Source organism: Chryseobacterium sp. Tr-659 (assembly GCF_011752975.1).
GTDB lineage: Bacteria > Bacteroidota > Bacteroidia > Flavobacteriales > Weeksellaceae > Chryseobacterium.
The window spans coordinates 1-2,001 of the sequence record NZ_VWWP01000018.1; the positions used below are offsets into that span (position 1 = coordinate 1).

Genomic DNA, 2,001 nt, shown 5'->3' on the forward strand with positions numbered 1-2,001 from the left:
CTCTTTTCTTAATCCTTGTCTCTCTCAATCCCTTTACTAATTTCTAGTGGGTTTTGTATTTTTATATATCAACCAAACAAAAAACTAAAGCTTGAACTTTAAGTAAGTTCTGTATCTTGCGATACTTGTTTTTTTATCGTCTAACGACGCTCTAAAATGAGATGTTCCAGCCGCACCTTCCGGTACGGCTACCTTGTTACGACTTAGCCCTAGTTACCTGTTTTACCCTAGGCAGCTCCTGTTACGGTCACCGACTTCAGGTACCCCAGACTTCCATGGCTTGACGGGCGGTGTGTACAAGGCCCGGGAACGTATTCACCGCGCCATGGCTGATGCGCGATTACTAGCGATTCCAGCTTCATAGAGTCGAGTTGCAGACTCCAATCCGAACTGAGACCGGCTTTCGAGATTTGCATCACATCGCTGTGTAGCTGCCCTCTGTACCGGCCATTGTATTACGTGTGTGGCCCAAGGCGTAAGGGCCGTGATGATTTGACGTCATCCCCACCTTCCTCTCTACTTGCGTAGGCAGTCTCACTAGAGTCCCCAACTTAATGATGGCAACTAGTGACAGGGGTTGCGCTCGTTGCAGGACTTAACCTAACACCTCACGGCACGAGCTGACGACAACCATGCAGCACCTTGAAAAATGTCCGAAGAAAAGTCTATTTCTAAACCTGTCATTTCCCATTTAAGCCTTGGTAAGGTTCCTCGCGTATCATCGAATTAAACCACATAATCCACCGCTTGTGCGGGCCCCCGTCAATTCCTTTGAGTTTCATTCTTGCGAACGTACTCCCCAGGTGGCTAACTTATCACTTTCGCTTAGTCTCTGAACCCGAAAGCCCAAAAACGAGTTAGCATCGTTTACGGCGTGGACTACCAGGGTATCTAATCCTGTTCGCTCCCCACGCTTTCGTCCATCAGCGTCAGTTGTTGCTTAGTAACCTGCCTTCGCAATTGGTGTTCTAAGTAATATCTATGCATTTCACCGCTACACTACTTATTCCAGCTACTTCAACAACACTCAAGACATGCAGTATCAATGGCAGTTTCACAGTTAAGCTGTGAGATTTCACCACTGACTTACACATCCGCCTACGGACCCTTTAAACCCAATAAATCCGGATAACGCTTGCACCCTCCGTATTACCGCGGCTGCTGGCACGGAGTTAGCCGGTGCTTATTCGTATAGTACCTTCAGCTACCCTCACGAGGGTAGGTTTATCCCTATACAAAAGAAGTTTACAACCCATAGGGCAGTCGTCCTTCACGCGGGATGGCTGGATCAGGCGCTAACCCATTGTCCAATATTCCTCACTGCTGCCTCCCGTAGGAGTCTGGTCCGTGTCTCAGTACCAGTGTGGGGGATCACCCTCTCAGGCCCCCTAAAGATCGCAGACTTGGTGAGCCGTTACCTCACCAACTATCTAATCTTGCGCGTGCCCATCTTTATCCACCTCAGTTTTCAATAAAAAACGATGCCGTCTCTTATATTATGGGGTATTAATCTTCCTTTCGAAAGGCTATCCCCCTGATAAAGGCAGGTTGCACACGTGTTCCGCACCCGTACGCCGCTCTCTCTGTTCCGAAGAACAAATACCGCTCGGCTTGCATGTGTTAGGCCTCCCGCTAGCGTTCATCCTGAGCCAGGATCAAACTCTCCATTGTATGTTTGTCTGACTCACTCAAAGTTTTTTAACGCTTTAGTTTTTCCTTACTTGGTTGTTATATTGTATGTCAATGATCTTTATATCTTCCGCTTTATAACGTAGCAATCTTCTCTGTCAGTGTCGCTCCGTATTTGCGAGTGCAAAAGTAAAACTTTATTTCGTAATGACCAAATGTTTTGAAAGAAAATTTTAAAGTTTTTTAAGTAACCTTAAGCTCTCTCTTAACCCTCAATCTCCTACTCCTGCGCTCCCATTATTTGGGACTGCAAAGATACAAACTCTTTTTTATCTCACAACTTTTATTTGATAAAAAGTTAAAGTTTTTTTT

At 45.9% G+C, this 2,001-nt stretch carries 1 rRNA gene; it reads right to left on the reverse strand.

Features of this window, described 5'->3' with window-relative positions:
- Nucleotides 1–154: 154 nt before the first annotated feature.
- A 16S ribosomal RNA gene (locus F3J23_RS21490) occupies nucleotides 155–1,671 on the reverse strand.
- Between the last annotated feature and the right edge of the window lie 330 nt (nucleotides 1,672–2,001).